This window comes from Pseudoalteromonas sp. NS-SX12 (assembly GCF_057367955.1).
Genome location: NZ_CM170634.1, coordinates 1929813 through 1955952 on the forward strand (window position 1 = coordinate 1929813; position 26140 = coordinate 1955952).

The following is a 26140-nucleotide window of genomic DNA, read 5'->3' on the forward strand; positions in this document are numbered from 1 at the left end:
TCACTCCTGATCACCCATATGTGGGTTAACTTTCTAATAGTGTTAAGGATAGTCTAACGAAATCGGATGAGGTAACTATTCCTTGCAACTGGTTGTTGTCGTCTACGACAGGCAAACATCCGTGCCGATTATTTAAGAAAAAGCGAGCCGCCTCGGTCAATGGCATTGTCGCGTTGGCGAAAACCACGTCTTTATCCACTAGCTCTGAAACAGGTACTTGCTTTTCCCTTCTATTTAACGCATTTACGCCGTATTTGTCTAGTAAATACATGGTTTTAGCAAGCACACTTTTTTGTGTCACCATACCGTAAAAAAGGCCATTTTCTAAAACAGGAATATGGCGAATATTATGATCTTTCATCATTTGGTGAACATCAGCCATCGTATTGTCTAGTTCAATTGATAGCACATCACACGTCATTAACTCTGCAATTGTTTTTGTCATAACTATTAACTTATTAGTGAACTTAATATTAAGTTTAGCGCTTATTTGTTTTGTCGCTTTGCGCTAGGGCAATGTAAGCCCGAATAACTGTTGTTTTTAGCGCAATTAAACCTACCAGCACGGCATCTCAAAGTAACTATTGCAAATATAGCGTGATTTTCTAATACAATTTTCGCATTTTTACAATATAACCAATTGAAAAATATACATTAACAAAAAAAATGTTAGTTTGCCCCTATATTTAGAACAAAAGTTAATATATTGTATACAGTATATTGAATCCATGTTTTATCGATTCAATATGTCGTTCAGCAACGAAACTCGATACTGGTTTTATCGAAAAATTATGACAACAACAATTGGAAATAAACAATGAAACTTACAAAATTGGCGTTAGTGCTTGCCACATTAAGTTATGGTCAAAGTGCGTTTGCAGCCAGCGCGCCTATTTCACAAAATCAACCTAAGGTTCACCATCATGGTGTTGAGTCTAAGCGCATGGACAACGCGCCTACTGCGGTAACCACTCAACAATCAACGCACACTTTCGATCACGCGCACAAACGTATTCATACGCTTAAATCACAAAGTATGCAGCAAGCCGCTGCGGCAACGTGTGATGTGAATGCTTTAGCAACTAGTAACTCAACCCAGCTAATTAGCGAAATTAAATCGCAGGGTACAACTTGCGTTAATGAACTATTTGGTGCAGCGAGTAATATTCAAGTTGCGGCGTACGATTCAAATAATATGTATGCAGTGGCGAATCACGTTAAAAACCTTGCTGATAGCTATCAAGGCGGTGGTGATAACGATATTGAAGCATTATTTTTGTATCTGCGTGCCGGTTATTATGTGGAGTTTTATAACGACCAAGTAACGTTTGCGTCTTGGGTAAAACCAGCTGTTAAGAATGCCATTGATGCATTCGTAAACAATAGCCATTTTTACGATGACAATGATGCGCACGGTAAGACACTTTCAGAAGTACTTATCACCATGGATAGCTCTGAGCAGCAAGATGTGTATTTACCAGTGGTTGTTGAATGGCTAAACCGTTGGAATGCAAGTTACGCAGGCAAGTGGAATATGCGTGGCGCGGTAAACGGCGTATTTACAATTTTATTCCGTGGGCAATGGAATACTGAATTTAAAAATAAAATTGGCTCGGCGAATGATTTGGTAAGTGCACTTGCGAAGTTTACAACAAGTACTTATATGATCGATTCTGATGCAGAATTTATGATTGCAAATGCGGCACGTGAATTAGGCCGATTAAAACAATACCCTGGCACTATTCAAACAGCTGTTGATGCAGCGTTAAATCGCATTTTCTCTGATTATCAAATGTATGGGTATGGCGATTCGGTATGGTTAGGTGCGGCAGATACAGCGGGTTACCACGGTAGCTGTGATACCTATAATATTTGTGGATTTGAAGAGCAACTTGAATCACAAGTATTATCACAAACGTATACCTGTAGCAGCACCATTAAAATCCGTTCACAAAATATGACTAGCGCGCAGCATCAAGCAGCGTGTAGCAAAATGGGTTATGAAGAAACGTATTTCCACGGTCAATTGCAAACCAATAATACACCGGTCGCTGACGACGTGAACAGCCAACTACAAGTGAATATTTTTGACTCAAGTGACGACTACGGTAAATATGCGGGTGTTATTTTTGGTATTAACACTAATAACGGTGGTATGTACTTAGAAGGTAACCCATCAACACCGGGTAACATTCCAAACTTTGTTGCGTATGAAGCAAGCTATGCGAATGCCGACCACTTTGTATGGAACTTAGAGCACGAGTATGTACATTATCTTGATGGTCGTTTTGATTTATACGGCGGCTTTAACGCACCAACAGAAGCAATTGTGTGGTGGAGTGAAGGTGTTGCAGAGTACATTGCAAACGAAAACGATAATCCTGCGGCAATTGATACTATTAAAGATGGTTCGACTTATAGCTTAGGTACGGTATTTGAAACAACATACGATGGTTTTGACCAAGATCGTATTTACCGTTGGGGTTACTTAGCAGTTCGCTTTATGTTCGAAAATCATCGCGATGAACTAAACCAAATGTTAGCGTCAACACGTTCAGGTGATTGGGCAGGGTATAAATCACGTATCAATACCTGGGCAACAAACTATGATGCTGAGTTTACACAATGGACACAAGCGCTTGCTAACGGTGATACAAACCCACCACAAAATAAAGCACCTGTGGCATTAATCAATGGTCCATACAGTGGCGAAGTAGGCGAGTTAATTTCGTTTACAAGCAATGGCTCTTACGATGAAGAATCAAGTATCGCGTCATACAGTTGGGACTTTGGCGATGGCACATCAAGTTCAGAAGCTAACCCAAGCCACAGTTACGCAACCGCGGCAGACTATGCAGTAACACTTACTGTGACTGATTCAGAAGGTGCAAGTGCTAGCGTGTCAACTACAGCAACAGTCACAGGTACACAGCCACCAGTTGGTAATGAGCTACAAAACGGCGTAGCGCAGCAAGTAACGGGTAACACCGGCGATGAGAAACGCTTTGTTGTAAACGTACCTGCAAACGCCAGTGATTTAGAAATTACTTTAAATGGTGGTTCGGGTGATGGTGACTTATATGTGAAGTTTGGTGATGCACCAACAATGGAAAGCTATGACTGTCGTCCATATGTTGGCGGTAATAGCGAGCGTTGTACTATCGCAGAACCACAAGCGGGCACTTATCACGTAATGGTTTACGGCTATGCTAATTTTGATACGCAACTAACAGCTAACTACACAGTACAAAGTGGTGGTGGTTTTAATGTACCAAATGCGTGTGCAACAGAGGGCCCAAGTGGCGGCGGTCGTTTATACGATGGCGATGTAATGTGTCTTGCTGAACAAGAACCAATTTGGTTAAGCATTGCGGATGTAAGTGGTGCAACAAGTGTAGCTATTACTACGTCAAATGGTTCTGGTGACATTAATCTAGAATATCGTAATGGCGGTTGGCCAAGTGCTGGTAGTGTGGATGCATCATCACAAAATGTGGGTAATGGTGAGTGTATTTACATCACTAACCAAAGCGAGTACTGGGGTTATGTAAAAGTCTCAGGTACTGCAAGTGGTGCGTCGATTGTTGTCGATTTTAATACGCCAGGTTGTCGTTAATTTCCCGAAATTAACTCTCAAAAAAGCCGCATAGTGCATATTATGCGGCTTTTTTTATCGTTTGTTTTTATAGTTTGTTGCGTTTTAAATCGCGCACAATAAAGCGATTTGGATGTAGCATTTCACTGATGTGTGTTGGCACAGGCAATGGCTCATCGCAAAGGGCCGCGACCAACATTTCTGCAGCGAGTGGCGCTGTACATAGCCCGCGCGCACCTAAGCCGGAAAACACATATAAACCGTTATTTGGGTTAGGGTGAGTTTCAAAGTCGTAGTGTTTGCCGTTTCTCAGTGGCGCAAAGTTGGTCAACAAAGTGTCTTCATCGGGAACTTCACCAACGATTGGTTGGTGATCTGGGGTTGTGCAGCGAATAGCGGCTTTAGCATCGAGTATTGATTCTTCGGTGATCCCCAACTGCTCAGGGTAAAACGAGCGCAATTGATTTAAATTAATTAAGTTGTCGCTACTGCTAATTTCTCGACTCATACTACGTTTTTCGAACGTTGCGCCCATACAGTGAGTGTTATCTAACTGGGGAGTGAAATACCCTTTATGACACAGCACGGTTTTTAGCTTTAGCGATAAGTCGTTTGTCTTAACGCGGGTAACTTGACCCCGTACAGGGCTAAATGGCAGTACTTGGGTTTGTGAAAAGCGGGTGGTTAACTCACCGCAGGTGATGAACACTTGGCTAAATTCACCAACATCTTGATTGTTTGAATCAATAAGTTGATAGCCATTTTGTGTTTTTACAATATCGCTAATTTCGGTGTTAAAAACGGTATTATGTGATGTATAACTATTACTTGCAGCGAAAATAGCGTTTACTAATGCCGGTGGTTTTACCCAGCCAGCTTCACTAATAAATAAGCCAGAAAAGTTAGCTTCAAAACCGGCAATATCGTTTGCTTGTTGTGCTGATACACCGCGAATTAAAGAACTTGGCCACGCGTTTTTTTCTATAAGACGTTGTTGAATCTCTACTTTACTATCGCTGATACCATGTAATAGTACACCGCACCAATCGTGTGGATAGTGATAGCCATCATCGTGTATTTGCTGATAAACACGTTTAGCATAATAAAAGCTATGAGCAAAAAACTCGCTTATGGCATTAAAATCAGCTTGTAGATTTGGGTAAACCGCGCCTTGGTGATTATGCGACGCACCTTTTGCGAGTGCATCATCTTTACAAAAAATATCGCAAGTTATGCCTCGCTTTGCAAAGCTGTAAGCTAAGGTTGCAGTGGCAATGCCGCCGCCAATAATCGCAACTTTTTCAAGTGATTGCGTGCTACGCTCAAAATAGGCTGGTTGTGTACTGCTTTGGTTTGCTTTTTCTAATGTGCCAACCACCATTTCACGTTTACGGCCGTAGCCTTTAACTTTTTTTACGGTAAAGCCCGCATCGGCAAGGCCTCGGCGTACAAAGCCGGCGGCGGTAAAAGTGGCAAAGGTACAGTCGCTACGTCCCAGGTTGGCCATGCCATCAAATAACGACTGTTGCCACATATCAGGGTTTTTACTGGGGGCAAAACCATCAAGGTACCAGGCATCGACAATGCCGTTTTCACCGTAACAAAGCTGTGGCAGGGTGTCTTGAATATCGCCAAACCACAAATCCAATATAACGCGACCTTGATCAAACTCTAAACGATGACAGCCTGCAATGGCAGTTGGATAACTTGCGACAAGTTGCTCACTTAAGCTTGTTAACTCTGGCCAAGCAGCAAGCGCTTGTTGCAGCGCTGATTGTTCAAGCGGAAATTTTTCAAAGCTAATAAAGTGCAGTTGTTCAACTGATTTGTCGCTATCTTGGTTAAACCGCTGCCAGGTGTTTAAAAAATTTAGCCCTGTACCAAACCCCGTTTCAGCAATAACAAAGTGCCTTCTAGGATGATGTTGCCAACGCGAAGCAATATTGTTTTGTTGAAAAAACACATAATCTGACTCTAACAAGCCGTTATCGTTCGAAAAATACACATCATCAAAGTCTTGTGCGACCGGTGTGCCTGATTCATTAAACTCAATTTTTGCGTGGCGGATCATAATTATTTAAAACAAACTTAACGTAACGCTATTGTACGAGATATAGGGGGGCGGTTAAACTTGATTTAGAACAATTAAGTCTTATTTATTTAGCAGTTAAAGTTAAAATACTGTAAATTCGAAACACGTGTACGCTGAGATTAGACCAGTTTTTTGTAAATAACACGTAGAATAGAGCACAATTATCTTTGTAGAAAAGGTTTATCCATGAAAAGAGCCGTAATTACGGGTATCGGTATTGTTTCAAGTATCGGTAATAATCAAGAAGAAGTACTTGAATCATTAAAAGCAGGCCGTTCAGGCATCACATTCAATCAAGAGTTTGCAGATTTAAAATTACGTTCAAATGTGAGCGGTAGCATTGATCTTGACCCGAAAGAGCATGTTGATCGTAAAGCATTCCGTTTTATGGGTGACGCAGCAGCGTATTCATATATCTCAATGCAACAAGCAATTGAAGATGCTAGCCTAAATGAAGAGCAAGTTTCTAACCCGCGTACGGGCATTATTGTAGGTTCAGGTGGTGGTTCATCTAAGTATCAAGTTGAAGCTGCTGATATTCTTCGTGAAAAAGGCGTTAAGCGCGTAGGTCCATACATGGTACCGCGTACTATGGCATCAACTACATCAGCATGTTTAGCAACACCGTTCAAAATTAAAGGTGTTAACTACTCAATCAGTTCAGCATGTGCAACGTCAGCACACTGTATTGGAAACGCGGTTGAGCAAATTCAGTTAGGCAAACAAGATGTAATTTTTGCTGGTGGCGGTGAAGAACTTCACTGGACATTAGCAATGGAATTTGACGCGATGGGTGCATTATCAACTAAGTATAATGAAACTCCTGAGCTTGCTTCACGTACTTATGACGCAAATCGTGATGGTTTTGTTATTTCTGGCGGTGGTGGTATCGTTGTTGTTGAAGAATTAGAGCACGCGCTTGCACGTGGTGCGAAAATCTACGGTGAAATCGTAGGTTACGGCGCAACGTCAGACGGTTACGACATGGTTGCACCATCAGGTGAGGGTGCTGTTCGTTGTATGCAACAAGCACTTGCAACAGTTGAAGGTGATATTGATTACCTAAACACGCACGGTACATCAACACCGGTAGGTGATGTAAAAGAGCTTGGTGCAATTCAAGAAGTGTTTGGTGGTAAATCACCTGCAATCAGCGCAACAAAAGCAATGACAGGTCACGCTCTGGGCGCCGCTGGCGTACACGAAGCGATCTACTCAATTTTAATGCTACAAAATAACTTTGTTGCACCATCTATTAACATCGATGAATTAGATGAGCAAGCTGAAGGTTTAGATATCGTAAAAGAAGCGCGTGAAACCGAGCTTAACACTGTGATGTCAAACAGCTTTGGTTTTGGCGGCACAAACGCAACGCTTGTAATGCAAAAATACAAGGGTTAATTAGCGAACGTTTTAGTTATCGCTAAATGAATCTAAGAAAAGCCACTTAAGTGATTGAGTGGCTTTTTTATTCCCGTTAAAATAGCGTATCACCCGTTTGCCTTAATAGGACAAGTATGCGCATTCTTGCAGACCAAAATATGCCTTTGGTCGAAGAGTTTTTTTCAGAATTCGGTGAAATCACTCGATTTGCCGGTCGTGAGCTAGATCCCCAACAACTTATTGATACTGATATTCTATTGGTACGTTCAATTACCAAAGTTGATGCCAATTTATTAGCGCATGCAAACAAACTGAAATTTGTTGGCACTGCAACCATAGGCACAGATCACGTTGATCAAACGCTGTTACAGCAAAAAGGTATCGCGTTTTCCAGCGCTCCGGGCTGTAATGCAACGGCGGTTGCTGAATACGTGGTGTCGAGCCTGTTAGCGCTTGCGCAAGAAGATGGTTTTAGCTTGCGCGATAAAACGGTCGGTATTATTGGAGTAGGCAATATTGGTAGCCGCCTTGCTGTTAAACTTGAAGCTTTGGGCTGTAAGCTACTTTTGTGCGATTCGCCAAAGCAAGCTGCCGGCGAGCTAAGCGAAGGTGTGTCATTTGATACGGTGATTGAGAAAGCTGATATCTTGAGTTTTCATGTGCCATTAGTAAAAGAAGGCATTCATAAAACAAAACATTTACTTAACCACGGTAATCTAGCCAAGTTAAAATCAAATGCGATTGTGGTGAACTCATGTCGCGGTGATGTGATTGATAACTCCGCATTGCTCAACTTTATGCAAGCGGGCGGTGGATTATCGTTAGTGCTGGATGTCTGGGAGAATGAGCCGAATATTGAGCAGGCCTTACTGCCATACACACGCATTGGCTCAGTGCATATAGCCGGTCACAGCCTTGAGGGTAAAGCTGGGGGAACGGATATGTTGTATCAAGCAGTGTGTCAGCAACTTGGTAAACCAGCTAAGCATAAAATGGCAGATTTTCTCCCTCAACCTGAGTTTATGGCGGTACATTTAGGCACAACGTTTAGCGATGCAAATATTTGTCAGTTAGTACATAGCGTGTATGATGCGCGCCGCGATTATGGCTTATTAAAAAACGGCTTAAATAGCGAAGGATTCGATAGTTTAAGAAAAAACTATCCGGGACGTCGCGAATTTAGCACTTTAACGGTAAAATGCAGTTCAACTGCAAATGCAAAACGTTTAAGCCAACTGGGCTTTAACGTGATTGAGGAATAACATGTCACAAAAATTCAATGTTGCCGTTTTAGGTGCAACGGGCCTAGTAGGCCGTCAAATTATCGAAACACTAGAAGAGCGTAAGTTTCCAATTGATACTCTGTATTTATTGGCATCAGAGCGCAGTGCAGGCGAAGATATTAAGTTCGCAGGCGAAGACATTGAAGTGATTGATGTTGAGACCTTCGACTTTGCTAATGCCCATATTGCCTTGTTCTCAGCGGGTGGCAGCGTTTCGGAAAAATATGCGCCAATTGCAGCAGAAGCTGGGTGTGTGGTTATCGACAATACCTCACATTTTCGTTACGACTATGATGTGCCGTTAGTTGTGCCTGAGGTTAACCCTGAAGCACTGAGTGACTTTAGAAATCGTAATATTATCGCTAACCCGAATTGTTCAACTATTCAAATGATGGTTGCACTAAAGCCGATTTATGATGCCTATGGTATTGATCGTATTAACGTAACTACTTATCAGTCTGTTTCAGGTGGTGGTAAAAAAGCGGTAGATGAGTTAGCAAAACAAACAGCAAACCTAATGAATGCGCGTCCACTTGAAAACGACGTATTTCCTAAGCAAATCGCGTTTAATGTGATCCCACAAATTGATTCGTTTGAAGATAACGGCTACACCCGTGAAGAGATGAAAATGGTGTGGGAAACGCAGAAAATATTCGGCGATAGCAGTGTAATGGTTAACCCAACGGCTGTGCGCGTACCTGTATTTTATGGTCATGCAGAAGCGATTCACCTAGAAACGCGTATGCCGGTAGATGTTGAACATGTGAAGCAGTTATTAAACGATGCGCCTGGCGTAGAATATATCGAAGATGAGCAAGACTACCCAACACCGGTGACCGATGCGAGCGGCAATGACGCGGTATATGTTGGCCGCGTACGTCAAGATATTAGCCACCCTCACGGATTAAACCTGTGGGTTGTATCTGATAACACACGTAAAGGTGCGGCAACAAATAGTGTACAAATCGCAGAGTTGTTAATCGAACAATATCTATAATTGTCAATTCTTTGATGCCAAACAATTATACCACCGTAATTGTTTGGCATTATTCGTAACTTATTGAGTTTCAGTTTAAAGCGGCACGTTCATATACTGAGATAATGTAATCCCGCCAGTTACTTTACTAATGCTAATTAATGGATATTCAGTGTTTTCTGGTTTATAGTTTTACGCTGAAAATTATAAAAAGAGTCGCACTATTTTAAGCTGTTACAGCTAGGAAACTATAAAAATGGTGCAAACTTTGCATAAGTTTGATGTTCGAGCACCGTGTTCAAGAACATATAAACTTCTCAGAGTTAATATTAAAGGAAACCCATGCGCAGCTTCTTTTCTTCAAAAGCGATTATTTTATTTTCGGCAGTGTTGCTAGGTGCATCGACCCTATCATTCGACCTTTTTGCCGACAGCACTCGCATCCGCGGACCGAAAAACGTAGATATCGGTGAACAGGGGAAACGTTATGGGCCTATTCGCGATTCAGACACGCTATGGCGCATCGCAACAAAATTAAGACCTGATAACTCGGTAACGATTTATCAGGTAATGCAAGCGATTTATCAGAAAAACCCGAATTCTTTCCTCGATAATAATATTAATCACTTGCGCCCTGGCGCTTACTTAGCAATGCCATCAATGCGCGAGATCCGAAGCATTAATGCAGGCTTTGCCCAAGAGCGCTCAGAGCTAGATGACAAACTTTGGGATAAAAAGGTTAAAGGCGAACTTACGCAAACCGAAATCGACGTTGTTGCAAAGCAAGCAGAGCAGGCTAAAAAAGAAGATGTAATCGTTGCTAAAAAAGAGCTGAGTGACGAAATTAAGCAGGCAAAAGAAGCACAAAATGAGAAGTTAGAGCAGCTTAAAGACGAATTTAAATCATCGGTTGATAACGTTGAGGCAATTCTTAACGAAAATGAAAATCTGAAAAAGCAAGTTACCAGCTTATCAACTGAACTTGAGCATATTCGCGGTCAATTAGACAGCGATAGACAAACACTAGACGAATTAAAAGCGCTACTTGCTGACCAGCATCGCATTCTTGCAGAACAAGAAGCCAAGGCTAAGGCTGAGGCGGAATCATTTAGTTTACAAAATTTGACTAATAACCCACTGCTGTTAGTAGTGCTTGCACTTATTCCAGGGTTTTTAATTGTTGGCGGCGCAATTTATTGGTTTAAATCGCGTGCGAATAAAGTTGAACCTGAAGAACCTATTTTTGATACACCAATGTCAAAGGTACCAGACCCTATCGTAAACGATACGTTAGATGATGATTTAAGCGATGGGTTAGATGACGTTCTGGCTGATAACACAGTAGACGATGATTTAAGTTCAGGTTTAGATCAAGGTTTAGACGACCCATTTGATGATGTGCTCGATCAAAGCTTTGACGATGCATTAGACGATGATGTTGTTGCACTTGATGATGATCTAGACGATACACTGGGCGAACCTGAAGACTTGCTCTACGAAGATGAAGAGCCAGCGCTTGAAGAAACTAACTCGCTGCTAGATCAAGACGAGCTTGATGGCTTACTAGGTGATGCGCTTGATGATGATTTGCTAGATGAAAGTGATTCAGATGATCTCGTGCCAGATTTAAATAATGATAGTGCAGACGACGAATTAGCAGATGTTGACGATATTGATGCGATTCTAGCGCAAGATTTTGACACAGGCGCTGATAGCGATGATGTGGCGATTGACGAAATAGCAGAAAGCGATAGTGAAATTGAACTAGATATTCCAGAAGAGCAAGAGCCGCTCAGTCAGGAAGAGCCTGATGTAGCTGATGTCGATGCTATTATGGATGAGCTAAGTAATGATGAGCTAGAGTCTGAAGTAACAGAAAGCGAAGAAGAGAAAGAACCTGAAATCCAATTAGATATGGATGATATTGATGCGATGATCAATGAGGTTGAGGCTGATGATACCGACCTAACCAATCTTGATGCATTAATCGAAGAGGCTAACTCAGATGCAGAACGTTTAGCTGCGCAACAAGCCGCTGCGGAAGCTATTGCAAACACAGACACATCAGAAAATGAACTTGAAGATTCGCTTGATTCAGATGATATTTCTGTTGATACATTAGAGGAACAAGCAGCGGAAGTTGAGACAAGCGATGTTGATGATATTGACGCATTGTTAGATGAAGCTGCGCAGTCAACAGAAGCTACTGAGTCAGGTGATGATATTGATGCCTTATTAGAGCAGACAGCTGAAAGTGATAATGGTTCGGCACTTGATGACATCGATGAGCTAATTGAACAAAGTGTAGAACCAGAATCTGAATTAGATGTGACAGAGTCAAATGATACTGAAATTGATGTTGATGATGTAAATGTTGAAGCAGCTGCCCTTGAAGATGAAATCAGCTCTGAAGCGTTAGACGAACCAGTAGAAGAATCAATTGAAGAGTCACACGAAGACTCGTTGGATGACACACTTGCATCAAGTGAAGATGCGCTAGATGAACTTGATACGATTGCGTCAGAAGCGGAAGAATTCGAAGCGCTTGAGTCTGATGAAGCGTCTAGTGATGCTGATATCGCTGAAATTGATGTTGATGATTTAAACGATGAAGCAGCTGCCCTTGAAGACGAAATAATCTCTGAAGAATTAGATGAGTCAGTCGAAGAGTCACTAGATGATTCATTTGCATCAAGTGAAGAGACGCTAGATGAATTAGATGAACTTGATGCGATTGAGCCAGAAGCGCAAGAATTAGAAGTGCTTGAACTTGATGAAGCGTCTAGTGAAGCTGATATCGCTGAAAAAATTGATGTTGATGATGTAAACGATGAAGCAGCTGCCCTTGAAGATGAAATAATCTCTGAAGAGTTAGACGAGCCAGTAGACGAATTACTAGATAATTCACTCGAAGAGTCGTTGGATGACACACTTACATCAAGTGAAGAGACGCTAGAGGAATTAGATGAACTTGATGCGATTGAGCCAGAAGCGCAAGAATTAGAAGCGTTTGAATCTGATGAAGCGTCTAGTGATGCCGATATCGCTGAAGTTGATGATGTAAACGATGAAGCAGCCACCCTTGAAAACGAAATCATCTCTGAAGAATTAGATGAGCGAGTAGAAGAATCAATTGAAGAGTCGTTAGATGATTTACCTGTATCTAATGAACAGGCGCTAGACGAGTTCGATGAACTTGACGCACTTGAGCCACAAATAACAGCCTCAGAAGATATTGACGCACTTGAGTCTGATTTAACAGATATTGATGCAAACAACTTCGAAAATTTAACTGAGCAAACGGCCGAGCATGATTTATCGATGCTTGATGAATCTGCATCTGACGTGCATACAGCAGATGAAGCGTTACTCGATGCACTTGATGGTGACGATGCATTATTAGATGCGCTTGATGAGCCACTTGAAATAGCTGAGCAGAATGGATCAGTAGAAAGTGATGAGGCAACGGATACGCTTGAGCCAGAGCAATTGCTTGAAGATATGGCTTTTCCTGATGGTGAATCGTTAAATGACGATGAATTAGAGAATGATCTTAATGACACGCTTGATATTGGCATCGACGACAGCATTTTATCTGAAGAAAATGTTGATTTTGGTGATGATCCATTAGCAATTGATGTCGATCTTGGTGCTGAAGATGAGCGTTTGTCTGAGCAATTTGAGAGTGACGAGCAATTACGCGCTGATACACCAAGTCAAACGCTTGATGAATACCCAGAGCTTGAACTGGATGAAGCGCTTGAAGAGCTTGATGCGCCAGTATTTGATAACGAGCAACCGTTACCAGAAATTGAACAAGCGCAAGCAATTAATGATGAAGTTATTACAACAGAAGATTTATCAGCGACAGAATCAGAAAATGACGACTTACTTGATGATGATTTGTTAGGTAGCGACCTAGACAATAGCAATGATATGCTAATCGATGAGTTAGAGAGCACTGATTTTGACAGCTTGTTGAATGAATTAGCAGAGCCTGAGCCTATTTCTAGTGAATCTCAGAAAGATTTTGAATTAGATTTTGATTCTTTACTTGATGAAAAGTCAGAAGCGGAACCGTTTGAAGTAGAAGAGATTGATACTGCCGAATCAGATTATTTAGATATTGATGATCTGCTTGACGAAAGTGATGATTTAGACGCCGATAATGAGCCTTATCAAAATGTAGATATGGACGTTGGTTTAGGTGATTTTGAGGATTTACTGGCTGGGGAAGACTCACTAGATGTAGATACCGAGAACCAAGGTTTTTCTGCAAAACTAGACCTTGCTCGCGCATACCTTGAAATTAACGATTCAGAAAGTGCGCTGAAAGTTATTGACGAAGTGATCAAAGACGGCCCGCCTGAAGTACAAGACGAAGCGCTTGCATTAAAACAGCAACTGTCTTAAGTTTAATTTGAAAAAGCCCGCATAGCGGGCTTTTTTATACTTGGTATCAAGACAAGCTCTCGGTATAATTAGGGTTTTTCAAATTCATGGAATAGTGTTCATGCGAGTCGCTCTAGGCGTAGAATATGATGGTTCTCAGTACAGTGGTTGGCAGCGCCAGCAACACGTAAACAGTGTACAAGAAGAGCTCGAAAACGCGCTTTCAAAGATCTGTAACGAAAAAATAGAAGTGACTTGTGCGGGTAGAACCGATGCTGGTGTACATGGAACAGGGCAGGTAGTGCATTTTGACACCACCGCTGATAGAGCCATGGTAGCGTTTACGCTCGGTGTGAATGCCAACTTACCGGATGCCATTGCAATTCGCTGGGCAAAACAAGTAAGTGAAGACTTTCATGCGCGTTATAGCGCTACAGCAAGACGCTATCGCTACATTATATATAACAGTACTTATCGACCAGGCATTTTACGTTCGGGTCTTAGTCATTATCACCACCCACTCGATGTAAAACAAATGCAGTTAGCTGCGCCTTATTTGTTGGGCGAGCAAGACTTTACATCGGTGCGCGCTGTGCATTGTCAATCAAAAACGCCATTTCGAAACATTATGCATTTAAATGTTGAACGTTATAACGACTTTATTGTGATTGATATTAAAGCCAATGCGTTTGTTCACCACATGGTACGAAATATTGCCGGATGTTTAATTGATATTGGCCAAGGCAAGTACCCACCAGAGTGGATGCAACAAGTATTAGCGCTTAAAGATCGCACCCAGGCATCTGCAACGGCAAAGCCTGGTGGGTTATATTTAGTGGAAGTGGACTACCCTGAACATTTTGAAATACCTAAATCGAATCCAGGGCCGCTATTTTTACCAAATAGCTTATAAAAAACCGATTAATTAACACAATTTAGCGACATATTAGACCAGTTTTTTATACCTTAGTCGCACGATTAGTGTTTTAATTGCAAAAATTTTCTGTGTAGTTCAAAGCAGATATAGCAGTGAGAGAGATTTAAATGAGCTGGTTAGAAAAAATCTTACCAAAAACAACCAAGTCTACGGGTCGTAAAGAAATTCCTGAAGGTGTTTGGGCGAAATGTGGTGATTGTGACACGATCGTTTACAAGGCAGAACTAGAAAAACAACAACATGTTTGCCCTAAATGTGATCATCATATGCGTATTGGCGCACGTAAACGTCTTGAGCAGTTTTTAGATGACGGTGAGCGTCTAGAGCTTGGTCAAGAGTTTGAGCCAAAAGATGTTTTAAAATTTAAAGACTCAAAGAAATACTCAGACCGTATTTCAAGCGCACAAAAAGTAAGTGGCGAAAAAGACGCACTTGTTGCGATGACTGGCCGCTTAAAAGGTGTACCTGTTGCAGCTGTGGCATTTGAATTCTCATTTATGGGTGGTTCAATGGCATCGGTTGTTGGTGCGCGCTTTGTTGAAGCAGTTAACAAATGCTTAGAGCATAAAATGCCTCTAATTTGTTTCTCTGCATCAGGTGGTGCACGTATGCAAGAAGCCCTTATGTCACTAATGCAAATGGCAAAAACCAGTGCTGCACTGGATAAAATGAGCGAGCAAGGCTTGCCGTTTATTTCAGTACTTACTGACCCAACTATGGGTGGTGTTTCTGCGTCATTAGCAATGTTAGGTGATATTAATATTGCTGAGCCGAAAGCGCTTATTGGTTTTGCTGGTCCGCGTGTAATTGAGCAAACAGTACGTGAAACGTTACCAGAAGGTTTTCAGCGCTCTGAATTCCTATTAGAGCACGGCGCAATTGATATGATTGTTGACCGTCGTGAAATGCGTGACACCATTGCACGCCTAGTTGCGAAATATATGCACTTGCCGTCAACTGAACAAGAGCATAGAATTGCATAATCTAAACTGATTTAGCAACTTATTGCACTATGACACATGTTGTACCAAGCCAATCATCGAGTCTAGATGATTGGCTTTGTTATTTAGAAAGTATTCATCCTTCAAACATTGATATGGGTTTAACGCGCGTTCGCCGAGTCGGTGAAAAGCTCGGCTATACCGCACTTCCTAATGTTATTTTAATCGCAGGTACCAATGGTAAAGGCACAACTGCACGTTGTTTAGAAGCCTTACTGCTATCTCAAGGTTATTCAGTTGGCACTTATGCATCACCCCATTTAATTCGTTATAACGAACGTGTACGTATTAATGGTTCGGAATTACCAGACCAAGATCATGTCGCAGCGTTTCATGCGCTAGAGCAGGGGCGTGGTGAAATTAGTCTGACTTATTTTGAATTTGGCACACTGGCGGCACTTGAAGTATTTAAGCAAAAACAGCCAGATTACATTTTATTAGAAGTAGGGTTAGGCGGGCGCTTAGACGCAACTAATATTGTAGAGCCCATCGCTTCTGTTATTACAACTATCGATTTGGACCATAAAGAATACTTAGGTGATACACGTGAGTTAGTTGGTCGCGAAAAAGCAGGTATTTTCAGAGCTAATGCCCCTGCGATTGTTGGTGATTTGGCTATCCCAAGCTCTATTTGGCAATATGCAGAAGAGCTGGGCACACAGGTAACTGCGGCACAGCAAAACTATTCGTTTGCACTGACAACTGATTTGCTAACGTACCAAAATGGCGATTTAACCTTGTCTTTACCGGTACCGAATATTCCAGCGCAAAATGTGGCAACGGCGATTACAACGCTTTACACACTAGGTTTGCTGCCAAATGAAAACACCATTTGTGATGTATTGGCTAACCTTACGGTTGAAGGACGTTTTCAATGCTTGAGCGAACAGCCCTTGGTGTATGCGGATGTTGCACACAATCCTGAATCGGCACGATACTTAGCATCGAAATTAGCGACCTATAAAGCACTAGGTAAAACGGTCATTGCACTTACCGGAATGCTGCAAGACAAAGACCAAAAAGCGGTGTTTAATGCGGTTAAGTCAAATATTGATCAATGGCATTTAGCCAATCTAATGTGCTTTAGAGGCGATAAAGCCGATAATTTATTACAGCAATTACACAGTGAAGTGGACAAGCCAAATGCAACAATTCATGACAGTGTCGCAAGTGGCTTGCAATCGGTTTTAGCAAATATGACGGAAGATCAGTTGCTAATTGTATTTGGCTCATTCTACACTGTGGCTGATGCAATCGCGTTTTGGCAAAATAAGGAGTAAAGGTGAATAGTCAATTTATCAATCGCTTAGTGGGTACGGTTATTGTTGTAACAGCGGCGATTGTATTTATTCCTAATATATTAGATGGCGAAAAAGTACAAAAACGCGAAACGTTTAAAGATATACCTGAACGCCCAGAATTTAAAGCTATCGATTTAGATCCAGAACCCGATCAAGTACTTGCACGTGAGTCATTGCCAAGTACGCCAGTGATTGAAGAAGACGCAATCGATGAAGGCGACAATTCGCCATTCAATAGTGATTTAGTCGAACAAGCGCAAAATGAAGCCGAGTTTACGGAAGAAAAGAAAGTTGCAACGGTTGATTTAGGTGAAACACCAACGGTGAACGATACTAAAGTTGAACCGAAAGTTGCGGTTAAACGACCTGAAAAAAGCAATCTTGAGGATTTCGCTTGGGTGATTCAATTAGGTAGTTTTTCTCATAAAGCGAACGTTGAATCGTTACTTGCGAAGCTTAAAGGTGCGGGCTTTACCGCGTTTACAAAACCGATTAAAACCCCATCAGGCACACTAACAAAAGTGTTTGTAGGGCCTGAGTTAGATAAGCAAAAGTTAGAATCACAATTACCCCAATTGAAAAAATTAACCAAGCTGAATGGCCGAGTGACACAATTTGAAATCACAAATTGAGCTGGCAATTAGGCGTAAGCTTATATAAAATGCGCGCGAAACATAAAAGGGCAGGTTAATATGATCTGGGTAGATTACACCATTTTGGGTATCATCGGACTTTCATCCTTAGTAAGTTTGATGCGCGGCTTTGTTAAAGAAGCAATGTCGCTTGCTGTTTGGATCGCTGCCTTTTTTATCTCAAGCATGTTTTATGAACATCTCGCCGTCTTCCTTGCTGACACTATCTCCGAACCCCTAGTACGTAATGGCGCTGCAATCGCAATCTTGTTTTTCTCTACCTTGATTGTTGGCAGTTTAGTGAATTATGTACTTGGAGAACTCGTTCAGCGCACAGGTTTATCAGGTACAGACCGAATTATTGGTCTAGTGTTTGGCGCATTGCGTGGCGTGCTCATAATTAGTGCACTATTATTTTTTCTCGATGCTTTCACCAGTGCCCCAAGTAAAGACTGGTGGAGTAGTTCAAGTTTAATTCCAGAGTTTAGCTTTATTATCGAATGGTTTTTTGAATACCTCGAAGATAATTCAAGCTTCTTAACTCAATAACCCCTTATCAGGCGAGGATTTTTCTCATGTGTGGTATCGTTGGTATCGTCGGAACTACCCCGGTAAATCAAACTCTTTATGACGGTTTAACCGTTTTACAGCACCGTGGTCAGGATGCGGCGGGTATTATTACCATTGACAATAACACCTTTAGCTTACGTAAAGACAATGGCCTAGTGAAAGATGTATTTCACACACGCCATATGAAGCGTTTACAAGGCGATATGGGTATTGGTCATGTTCGTTACCCAACGGCTGGTTCTTCAAGCTCAGCTGAAGCACAACCGTTTTATGTAAACTCGCCATTTGGTATTGCGCTTGCGCACAATGGCAACTTAACCAATGCAGAAGCGTTAAAAGAAGATTTGTTCAAAACAGCAAAGCGCCACGTTAACACCACATCAGATTCAGAAGTATTACTGAATATCTTAGCCCATGAACTAGCCAAACCGAATAAACTTGAGCTATCGCCAGAAGATGTATTTACTGCGGTAACGACTGTAAACAGCAAAGTTGTTGGTGGTTACGCGTCAATTGCGATGATTATCGGCCACGGTATGATCGCATTTCGTGATGCTAACGGTATTCGCCCACTGGTATTTGGTAAACGCGAAACTGAGCAAGGTGTTGAGTACATGTTTGCATCAGAAAGTGTTGCACTTGATGCGTGTGGTTTTGAATTTATTCGTGATGTTGCGCCAGGCGAAGCCATTTTTGTATCAAAAGATGGTCAGCTACATTCACAGCATTGTGCACAAAATGCAGCATACAGCCCATGTATTTTCGAATTTGTATACTTCGCACGTCCAGATTCGACAATCGATAAAATCTCGGTTTACGCTGCACGTGTAAACATGGGTACTAAACTAGGTGAAAAAGTAAAACGCGAATGGGCTGACAAAGAAATTGATGTTGTTATTCCAATTCCTGAAACTTCGTGTGATATCGCGCTAGAAATGGCAAACGTACTTGACCTTCCTTATCGTCAGGGCTTCGTTAAAAACCGTTACATTGGCCGTACTTTCATTATGCCAGGTCAAGAACTACGTAAAAAATCGGTTCGCCGTAAGCTAAATGCCATCGCACAAGAGTTTAAAGGCAAAAACGTATTACTTGTAGATGACTCAATTGTACGTGGTACAACATCGGCACAGATTGTTGAAATGGCGCGCGAAGCAGGTGCTAAGAATGTTTATTTTGCATCAGCAGCACCGGAAATTCGTTTCCCGAACGTATATGGTGTTGATATGCCATCAGCGCAAGAGCTGATTGCACATGGCCGCGAAGTTGAAGATATCAATGCAAGCATTGGTGCAGATGGCCTAATTTATCAATCACTGCCTGATCTTATTAGTGCTGTAAGTAAAGAAAACCCTGAAATCAGCAACTTCGAAACATCTGTTTTCGATGGTAACTACGTTACAGGTGATATTGACCAAGCTTACTTAAATCGTATCGATGCACTGCGTAATGATGCGGCTAAATCTGGTCGCGAATCAGCGATGTCATCGGGTTTAGAGCTTCATAACCAAGATGCGAGTGAATAATTTCTAAGAAGTTAATCGATAAAAAAGGAGCTTAAAGCTCCTTTTTGTTTTTATTAACTATATAGTTTGCTGGAAATAGGAATTAATTGATTTTAGCCTGATGTAAACATAGGTCCAAAGCCCGATGTCCACATAATTGCGGTTGCCGCAAGAATTATCACCAGTAACACTAAACCGCAGGTCACTACTGAACTTGCGTAAATAAAACCTCGCTCTTCAGGAATGTGCATTAAAATAGGCACGCCGGTATACAGTAAGTACACTGAGTAAGCGACCGCGCCACAACCCACAATCACGATAAACCAAAGCTCTGGATATACCGCAGCAAGCGCCGACATAAAAATAGGTGTTGAAGTGTAAGCTGCAAGCTCAAGTGTTTGTGTATAGCTTGGCTCTGCACCAAACGTAATTGCCATCCAATGCGCTAGGTAGGCAAGTGTAAATACGCCGGCAATAAGGGCGAAGTACATTGATATCGCAAGTAGCATTGCACTTGATTCAGTTAAGAAAATCCGGTCGCCTACGCCAACACTCCAGCCTAAGTAAACCGATGAAAAATACCCCATAATGCTTGGTACTAAAGCAATCAGTAAAATGTGTGACATGCTGTACCCAAAGCTTTCGTGGCGAGCATCAATTGTTTGCCATTCTTCTTTTGGGTGAGCATATAAGCCCCAAAGATGATTTAATATCATATTGTGTTCCTTGTATTACCCTAAACGGATTGGCTAATGTGGTTTTTGACTTCAAATTCATCACTTAGCGTTTGTTGTTTTTTTAAACAAGCTCACTACTACTTATTGGTTATTGTTAATAAAATGTCAAGAAATATAATTTAGGGTTGCTTTTGAAATCTGATAAAGAGCAATCTAAGCAAAGGCGGTGCAAGAAGAATCAAGACTTAGTTTAAGTTGTTATGATAAAATTAATTATTATTCATTTTTGTCTAACATAGATATGAGTCTAGCGAAATATCAGGAACTATTAGCGCCCATTTATCAGTTTTTACAGTGTGAAACTCCCGATGAATGGATCACTGAAGCCAAAAAAGCAGAAAACTTACCTGTTTTATTACTCGATCATTTAATTTGTGAATTAAAAGCTGGGCAAACGGCTATGTGGCTAATTCGTAAATATGCCGCAGACAAAAAAAGTGGCCAAGCTTTGCTTGAGTGGTTTCAGCCTTATGAGAAGTTTGTCTATAAAAAAGAAGGTTCGCTTGAATCCTTGGCTGAACATTACAAATTAAGTAAAGAAGTTGTGCCAAAGAGTGACTCTAACTTTGGCCAAGACTTAATTGATAAAATGGTATTGCTAATTAAAGAAGAGCTTCATCATTTTTACCAAGTATTAGAGATAATGGTTGCTCGTGGTATTGAATATGAAAATATTACGGCAAGCCGTTACGCTAAAGGCATGATGACTCATGTACGTACCCACGAGCCTGCAATCTTGGTTGATAAACTGATTTGTGGCGCTTACATTGAGGCACGTTCTTGCGAGCGTTTTGCCAAGCTCGCATCACACTTAGATGATGAATTGTGTAAGTTCTATATTTCATTGCTTCGCTCAGAAGCGCGTCATTATGAAGATTATCTGGCCCTTGCAGAGCAAGTTGCCGGAGAAGATATTTCCGATCGCGTAAAGTTCTTCGGTGAAATAGAAGCCGAGCTTATTTCATCACCGGATGATGATTTTAAATTTCACAGTGGAAAACCAAAAGAGCGCAGTTAGCGCTCTTTTGGATTGTGTTACATTTTATAAAGGCTCGCTAATCAGTTTAATGCCTTGTTGTGATGCCTCGATATACCATAAATCAGTATACCAATCGCCAAGTACATAGCGCGTTTTATTATTATCATACTTATGCACATTAGGGCGGTGAGTGTGGCCGTGGATCATCTGGCTGACGTTAAATTTAGTAAAGGTGTCACTCACAGCTTGCTCGTTAACATCCATAATGGCCTGTGACTTCATTTTTTTTGATTGTTTGCTGTGAGCACGAATCTTAGCCGCTTTTTTTTGGCGAAAACTGAGCGGTAAATTAAGCATTAATGTTTGCCACCACCAAGAGCGACTTTTTTTACGAAATTTTTGGTATTCGATATCGTCGGTGCAAAGCTCATCGCCATGACAAACTAGCGTTGGCGTGCCGTATAAATTAATGACTGTTTGCTCAGGCAGGAGTGTCATATTGCAGGCTTTGGCGTAGCGCTTTTTAATTAAAAAGTCGCGATTACCATGGGTAAAATAGAGTTTGATGCCTGCCTGACTCAATTCGTTTAATTTATTGGCAACTTTTTGATTGAGTGCTGTTTGATTGTCATCGCCAATCCAGGCTTCAAAAAAGTCACCCAAAATATACAGGGCATCTACCGATTTTGCGTTCTGCTTTAAGTTATCTATAAAGTTAAAAAAGCCTTGATTGATCAAGGAGGTGTCGTCGCTTAAGTGCAGATCTGCAATAAAGTAGGTTTTATTCATAATAGATAAGAATTTGCCCCAGTTACCCGAGGCAAATATGCTTATTAAGCGTCGATAGTTACGCTTTCAATCACAACTGAATCAAGCGGTACGTCTTGGTGGAAACCATAACTACCTGTTGGTACTGCTTTGATTTTCTCTACGATGTCCATGCCTTCAACAATCTCGCCAAATACACAGTAACCCCAACCTTGCGATGTTTCGCTAGTGAAGTTTAAGAAGTCATTGTTGTTCACATTAATGAAAAACTGTGCTGTTGCTGAGTGTGGATCTGGCGTACGCGCCATTGCAATCGTACCTACTTTATTTTCTAGGCCGTTATTTGCTTCGTTTTCAATTGGTGCTTGAACGTCTTTTTGTTCCATATCAGCAGTGAAACCACCACCTTGAACCATAAAGCCGTCAATAACACGGTGGAAGATAGTACCGTCGTAAAAACCCGATTTTACGTAGTTAATAAAGTTTTCTACTGTTTTCGGTGCTTTTTCTGCATTTAAAGCGATTTTGATGTCGCCAAAATTGGTTTTAATAGTAACCATGTTTATTCCAACTGTTAGTTTTTAATAAGTGTCAGGCTATTTTATAAAATATCTGGTAATAGAACAAAGAAAGATTTATCCGTTAACCACAACCATGTTAAAATGCCGCTTTAGTATGCGCAAACATAGAGGAAATTATAAATGTTGCAGATTTACAACACACTTACACGACAAAAAGAAGCCTTTAAACCACTTGTAGCTGGCAAAGTAGGCATGTATGTGTGTGGTATCACCATTTATGATTACTGTCACGTTGGTCATGCACGCACGTATGTGTCGTTTGATGTGATGAATCGTTTTCTTCGCTACAGTGGCTTTGATGTTACTTATGTGCGTAATATCACAGACGTTGATGATAAAATTATTAAACGTGCAAACGAAAATGGCGAAGCAATTGATGCGCTAACCGTACGTATGACCAAAGCGATGCACGAAGATTTTGATGCTCTGAATATGTTGCCAGCTGATATCGAGCCAACAGTAACCGGTCATATGGATGAAATCATTGAGATGATTGAACGTTTGATTGAAAAAAAGCATGCCTATGTAGCAAGCAACGGTGATGTGCTTTTCGATGTATCAACCTTTGAGCAGTACGGTTCACTGTCGCAACAAGATTTAGATATGTTGCAGGCAGGCGCGCGCGTAGACGTTGCTGTAGGCAAAGACGATCCACTTGATTTTGTACTTTGGAAAAAAGCTAAAGCAGACGAACCATCATGGTCAAGCCCGTGGGGAGAAGGTCGCCCAGGTTGGCATATTGAATGTTCAGCAATGAGCAACAAGCATTTAGGCGCGCATTTTGATATTCACGGCGGTGGTTCAGATTTACAATTCCCTCACCACGAGAATGAAATTGCCCAGTCATGCTGCGCTACCGGTGAAAAGTATGTGAATACGTGGATCCACACTGGCATGGTACAAGTAAATAAAGAAAAAATGTCTAAGTCGTTAGGCAACTTCTTTACTTTGCGTGATGTACTGAAAGAGTATGATCGTGAATCGGTACGCTTTTTCTTAATTAACGGTCATTATCGTAGCCAGCTAAATTACTCAACCGAGAATTTAGAACAAGCGCGTGCAGCAATGGAGCGTATCTATACCGCACTTCGTGGTGTTGAGGTGGTCGAAACATCACTTGAAAATGACTATGTAGTACGCTTCAACACTGCGATGAATGATGATTTTAATACACCTGAAGCATTGCCTGTTATTTTTGAACTGGCAAAAGAAATTAACCGTTTAAAAGATGAAGATGCGAACCAAGCTGGTCAACTTGCATTTATTCTTAAAACACTCGGTGAAATTCTAGGCATCGCACAGCAAGATCCTGAAAGCTTTTTGCAAGGTGAGCAAGCCGATGATGAAGTAGCAGAAATTGAAGCGCTGATTTTACAGCGTAATCAAGCACGTGCTGACAAAAACTGGGCACTAGCAGATGAAGCCCGTGATAAGCTAACCGCTATGGGTGTTGTGCTAGAGGATAGCACAGGTAAAACAACGTGGCGTAAAGCTTAACTTTTTAAGTTTGAACAATAAAAAAGGTTGCCACGGCAACCTTTTTTATTGGGATTAGAACTCTAAACTCTAGCTGTGATATGTCTCACATGCTTCAAGCGTGTTAGCAATTAAGCTCGCCACTGTCATTGGGCCAACACCACCTGGTACAGGGGTAATAAAGCTCGCGTTTTCAGCTGCAACATCATATGCCACATCACCCACTAGTTGACCTGACTCTAAACGGTTAATACCTACATCAATAACAATTGCGCCTTTTTTAATCCACTCACCAGGAATAAATTCAGCTTTACCTACAGCCACAACGACTAAGTCAGCACGGCGAACGTGCTCTTCAAGGTTTTTAGTAAACTTATGACAAACCGTTGTTGTACAACCAGCAAGTAACAGTTCTAACGCCATTGGGCGACCTACAATATTAGATGCACCAACAACCACTGCGTCCATACCTTTGTATTTAACGCCAGTTGAATCAAGCAATGTGATAATACCTTTAGGAGTACATGGACGAAGCGCAGGCATACGCTGTGCTAATCGACCTACGTTATAAGGGTGGAAGCCATCAACATCTTTATGTGGTGTAATTCTTTCTAAGATTTGCTCTGCGTCTAAACCTTCAGGTAACGGTAACTGTACTAAGATACCGTCAACTTCTGAGTCATTGTTTAGCTGTTCTACTAAATCGAGTAGTTGCTGTTGTGTTGCATCACCAGGTAAATCGAACGACTTAGACACAAAACCCACTTCTTCACATGCCTTACGTTTTGAGCCAACATAAACTTGACTAGCAGGATCTTGACCTACTAACACAACCGCTAGGCCGGGGGCGCGTAGTCCTTGTGCTTTACGTTCTGCTACACGTTCTGCAACAGATGTTCTAACTTGTTTTGCAATTGCTTTGCCGTCAATGATGTTTGCTGACATTAAAAAACCTACATATAAGATACTAAAGTGTGGAGTGGGGCGCATTTTCTCATGAATTTAAACAATAGCCAACAGGTGTTAGCGGACAAATGTCCGATATGTTTGGTTATCTTTTATGCGTTAAAGTCATGCTTTTAACAAAATGTGAACACTTAGGGTTAAATTTAACCAGTTGAACAGTTTTTTCAAAAAAAAGGTTTGACGGGGCAAGGTCAAATCACTATTATGCACCCCGTTGTTTACGAGCACTCACATGAATGTTCAAAACAGTCGGCGTTTAGCGCAGCTTGGTAGCGCACTTGGTTTGGGTCCAAGGGGTCGCAGGTTCAAATCCTGCAACGCCGACCACTTTTTTATAAAGGGTTTCTGCACGTAAGGTGTGGTTCGAAATGCGCCCGTAGCTCAGCCGGATAGAGCAACGGCCTTCTAAGCCGTCGGTCGAAGGTTCGAATCCTTCCGGGTGCGCCATTTTATAAAAGTAAACAACACACTGCATAAAGTAGTGGCGGCTGTAGCTCAGTTGGTAGAGCCCTGGATTGTGATTCCGGTTGTCGCGAGTTCAAGTCTCGTCAGTCGCCCCATCTTACTTTAGTACTGTTTCGGCGTTTAGCGCAGCTTGGTAGCGCACTTGGTTTGGGTCCAAGGGGTCGCAGGTTCAAATCCTGCAACGCCGACCATTTTTACAGTACACATATCTTATAGTCGGCGTTTAGCGCAGCTTGGTAGCGCACTTGGTTTGGGTCCAAGGGGTCGCAGGTTCAAATCCTGCAACGCCGACCACTTTATCTCCCTCAAAAATCTTTCATTTTGCTTCAAAATTCATCGAAATTATCCGTGTTTTTATCCATTTTCATTAATTTCACTAGGATGCTCGACTATCTCAATTATTGCGTTATAATGCCGCGTCTAAAGTTTAACTTGAAACGCTTCATACCAATCTGATAAGCAAATTTGATGGTTTGATTATCAGATTGGTATTAGGGTTAT

At 41.5% G+C, this 26140-nt stretch carries 19 protein-coding genes and 5 tRNA genes; 18 read left to right on the forward strand and 6 right to left on the reverse strand.

All coding sequences use genetic code 11. The features are described 5' to 3' along the window. Window positions 1-25: 25 nt before the first annotated feature. Complete coding sequence (locus tag AC2IOM_RS08960; RefSeq protein WP_105171747.1) at window positions 26-445, reverse strand: CBS domain-containing protein; 420 nt, start codon at window positions 443-445, stop codon at window positions 26-28. A 372-nt stretch (window positions 446-817) separates the two neighbouring features. Between AC2IOM_RS08960 and AC2IOM_RS08965 the strand changes: the two genes are divergently transcribed. Beyond that, on the forward strand, window positions 818-3616 hold the full coding sequence (locus tag AC2IOM_RS08965; RefSeq protein ID WP_486358161.1) for a collagenase: 2799 nt from the start codon (window positions 818-820) through the stop codon (window positions 3614-3616). Window positions 3617-3683: 67 nt separating this feature from the next. On the opposite strand, the gene mnmC is transcribed toward AC2IOM_RS08965, so the two are convergent. Further along, on the reverse strand, window positions 3684-5666 hold the full coding sequence (gene mnmC, locus AC2IOM_RS08970) for a bifunctional tRNA (5-methylaminomethyl-2-thiouridine)(34)-methyltransferase MnmC2/FAD-dependent 5-carboxymethylaminomethyl-2-thiouridine(34) oxidoreductase MnmC1 (protein WP_486358162.1): 1983 nt from the start codon (window positions 5664-5666) through the stop codon (window positions 3684-3686). 207 nt (window positions 5667-5873) lie between these two features. Here mnmC and fabB point away from each other — a divergent pair, with 207 nt between their 5' ends. From fabB to purF, 10 genes are all read left to right on the forward strand, one after another. Then, window positions 5874-7088: a beta-ketoacyl-ACP synthase I gene (gene fabB / locus AC2IOM_RS08975; protein WP_486358163.1), complete on the forward strand. Its 1215-nt coding sequence runs from the start codon at window positions 5874-5876 to the stop codon at window positions 7086-7088. Window positions 7089-7204: 116 nt separating this feature from the next. Continuing rightward, entirely contained in the window at window positions 7205-8332 is a 1128-nt protein-coding gene (locus AC2IOM_RS08980; RefSeq protein WP_486358164.1) for a 4-phosphoerythronate dehydrogenase, read from the forward strand. A gap of 1 nt (window position 8333) precedes the next feature. Further along, the gene (locus AC2IOM_RS08985) at window positions 8334-9350 is read left to right on the forward strand and encodes an aspartate-semialdehyde dehydrogenase (protein WP_010559655.1); all 1017 of its coding nucleotides are present in this window, start codon (window positions 8334-8336) and stop codon (window positions 9348-9350) included. Window positions 9351-9671: 321 nt separating this feature from the next. Beyond that, entirely contained in the window at window positions 9672-13742 is a 4071-nt protein-coding gene (locus tag AC2IOM_RS08990) for a FimV/HubP family polar landmark protein (protein WP_486358165.1), read from the forward strand. Between the two features lie 100 nt (window positions 13743-13842). Next, the gene (gene truA, locus AC2IOM_RS08995; RefSeq protein WP_100913774.1) at window positions 13843-14634 is read left to right on the forward strand and encodes a tRNA pseudouridine(38-40) synthase TruA; all 792 of its coding nucleotides are present in this window, start codon (window positions 13843-13845) and stop codon (window positions 14632-14634) included. Between the two features lie 131 nt (window positions 14635-14765). Next, the gene (gene accD, locus AC2IOM_RS09000; RefSeq protein WP_010559658.1) at window positions 14766-15641 is read left to right on the forward strand and encodes an acetyl-CoA carboxylase, carboxyltransferase subunit beta; all 876 of its coding nucleotides are present in this window, start codon (window positions 14766-14768) and stop codon (window positions 15639-15641) included. 29 nt (window positions 15642-15670) lie between these two features. After that, window positions 15671-16939: a bifunctional tetrahydrofolate synthase/dihydrofolate synthase gene (folC, locus tag AC2IOM_RS09005; RefSeq protein WP_486358166.1), complete on the forward strand. Its 1269-nt coding sequence runs from the start codon at window positions 15671-15673 to the stop codon at window positions 16937-16939. A gap of 2 nt (window positions 16940-16941) precedes the next feature. Next, window positions 16942-17592: an SPOR domain-containing protein gene (locus AC2IOM_RS09010; protein ID WP_486358167.1), complete on the forward strand. Its 651-nt coding sequence runs from the start codon at window positions 16942-16944 to the stop codon at window positions 17590-17592. Window positions 17593-17652: 60 nt separating this feature from the next. Beyond that, complete coding sequence (locus AC2IOM_RS09015; protein WP_010559661.1) at window positions 17653-18141, forward strand: CvpA family protein; 489 nt, start codon at window positions 17653-17655, stop codon at window positions 18139-18141. Between the two features lie 26 nt (window positions 18142-18167). After that, entirely contained in the window at window positions 18168-19688 is a 1521-nt protein-coding gene (gene purF, locus AC2IOM_RS09020; protein WP_010559662.1) for an amidophosphoribosyltransferase, read from the forward strand. Between the two features lie 92 nt (window positions 19689-19780). Here purF and AC2IOM_RS09025 read toward each other — a convergent pair whose 3' ends face one another. Then, window positions 19781-20383 (reverse strand): Yip1 family protein, encoded by a 603-nt coding sequence (locus tag AC2IOM_RS09025; RefSeq protein WP_010559663.1) that lies wholly within the window; start codon window positions 20381-20383, stop codon window positions 19781-19783. Between the two features lie 262 nt (window positions 20384-20645). Here AC2IOM_RS09025 and miaE point away from each other — a divergent pair, with 262 nt between their 5' ends. Then, window positions 20646-21422 (forward strand): tRNA isopentenyl-2-thiomethyl-A-37 hydroxylase MiaE, encoded by a 777-nt coding sequence (miaE, locus tag AC2IOM_RS09030; RefSeq protein ID WP_486358168.1) that lies wholly within the window; start codon window positions 20646-20648, stop codon window positions 21420-21422. Window positions 21423-21446: 24 nt separating this feature from the next. On the opposite strand, the gene AC2IOM_RS09035 is transcribed toward miaE, so the two are convergent. Together AC2IOM_RS09035 and AC2IOM_RS09040 are read right to left on the reverse strand one after the other, a co-directional pair. After that, window positions 21447-22172, reverse strand: coding sequence for a UDP-2,3-diacylglucosamine diphosphatase (locus AC2IOM_RS09035; protein ID WP_486358169.1), 726 nt, complete (start codon window positions 22170-22172; stop codon window positions 21447-21449). Between the two features lie 44 nt (window positions 22173-22216). Then, complete coding sequence (locus tag AC2IOM_RS09040; RefSeq protein WP_486358170.1) at window positions 22217-22711, reverse strand: peptidylprolyl isomerase; 495 nt, start codon at window positions 22709-22711, stop codon at window positions 22217-22219. Window positions 22712-22852: 141 nt separating this feature from the next. On the opposite strand from AC2IOM_RS09040, the gene cysS reads away from it, so the two are divergent. Continuing rightward, window positions 22853-24229, forward strand: a complete 1377-nt coding sequence (cysS, locus tag AC2IOM_RS09045) for a cysteine--tRNA ligase (protein WP_486358171.1) — start codon at window positions 22853-22855, stop codon at window positions 24227-24229. A gap of 69 nt (window positions 24230-24298) precedes the next feature. Here the strand turns inward: cysS and folD are convergent, their stop codons facing one another. After that, on the reverse strand, window positions 24299-25153 hold the full coding sequence (folD, locus tag AC2IOM_RS09050) for a bifunctional methylenetetrahydrofolate dehydrogenase/methenyltetrahydrofolate cyclohydrolase FolD (protein WP_010559668.1): 855 nt from the start codon (window positions 25151-25153) through the stop codon (window positions 24299-24301). Between the two features lie 271 nt (window positions 25154-25424). On the opposite strand from folD, the gene AC2IOM_RS09055 reads away from it, so the two are divergent. From AC2IOM_RS09055 to AC2IOM_RS09075, 5 genes are all read left to right on the forward strand, one after another. Further along, a tRNA-Pro gene (locus tag AC2IOM_RS09055) sits at window positions 25425-25501 on the forward strand. 43 nt (window positions 25502-25544) lie between these two features. Then, a tRNA-Arg gene (locus AC2IOM_RS09060) sits at window positions 25545-25621 on the forward strand. Between the two features lie 37 nt (window positions 25622-25658). After that, a tRNA-His gene (locus tag AC2IOM_RS09065) sits at window positions 25659-25734 on the forward strand. A gap of 19 nt (window positions 25735-25753) precedes the next feature. Continuing rightward, window positions 25754-25830, forward strand: a tRNA-Pro gene (locus tag AC2IOM_RS09070). 26 nt (window positions 25831-25856) lie between these two features. Beyond that, window positions 25857-25933 (forward strand) — tRNA-Pro (locus AC2IOM_RS09075). Window positions 25934-26140 lie beyond the last annotated feature (207 nt).